The organism is Rhodococcus sp. RS1C4, assembly GCF_002258225.1.
GTDB classification, from domain to species: Bacteria; Actinomycetota; Actinomycetes; order Mycobacteriales; family Mycobacteriaceae; genus Rhodococcoides; species Rhodococcoides fascians_E.
The window spans coordinates 1-779 of sequence record NZ_NOXZ01000061.1 but is presented as its reverse complement, the minus strand read 5'-3'; the positions used below and the strand labels follow the sequence as shown (position 1 = coordinate 779).

Sequence of the window (779 nt, the reverse complement as noted above, 5' to 3'; positions counted from 1 at the left end):
ACACCACCGCACCGACACTCGATCGCCCACTGACCCCCGCCGACACCGCCTACGTCATCTTCACCTCCGGCACCACCGGACGCCCCAAAGGCGTCATGATCTCCCACCGAGCAATCATCAACCTCATCCGCTGGCGCCAAACGGTATTCCCCCTCACCGACGGCGACCGCGTCCTGCAGAAAACCAGCATCGGATTCGACGTCTCCGTCCCCGAATTCTTCTGGCCACTGACAGTCGGCGCCACCATCCGCCTCACCCGACCCGGCGGCGAAAAAGACCCCCACTACCTCACCGACATCCTCCACACCGAACCCATCGGCTTCGTCGAACTCGTCCCCACCATCGCCCACGCCATGCTCGACACCGGACTCGACCTGAGCCGATCCCACCTCCGCCACCTCGCCCTCGGCGGCGAAGCATTCCCCACCACCCTCGCCACCACCCTCACCGCAACCAACAACAACAGCACCGGCACAACCGTCCAGATCTGGAACACCTACGGCCCCACCGAAGCCGCCGTCGAAACCACCGGACACCACCTCAACCCCGCCACCGCCACCACCACCGACACCGACACCGACACCGATGCCGCCACCTACGGCACCAGCGTCCCCATCGGCCAACCCATCACCAACACCACCACCCACGTACTCGACCCCTGGCTACGACCCGTCCCCGTCGGCATCACAGGAGAGCTCTACCTCGGCGGCACCCAACTCGCCGACGGCTACATCAACCGACCCGACCTCACCGCCACCCGCTTCATCGCCGACCCCACC

The 779-nt window shown here is 66.0% G+C and carries 1 protein-coding gene; it reads left to right on the top strand.

From position 1 onward, the window contains the following. Nucleotides 1–779, top strand: a 779-nt coding sequence (locus CH289_RS27765; RefSeq protein WP_143545149.1) for an AMP-binding protein, incomplete at both ends; no start/stop codon positions are given.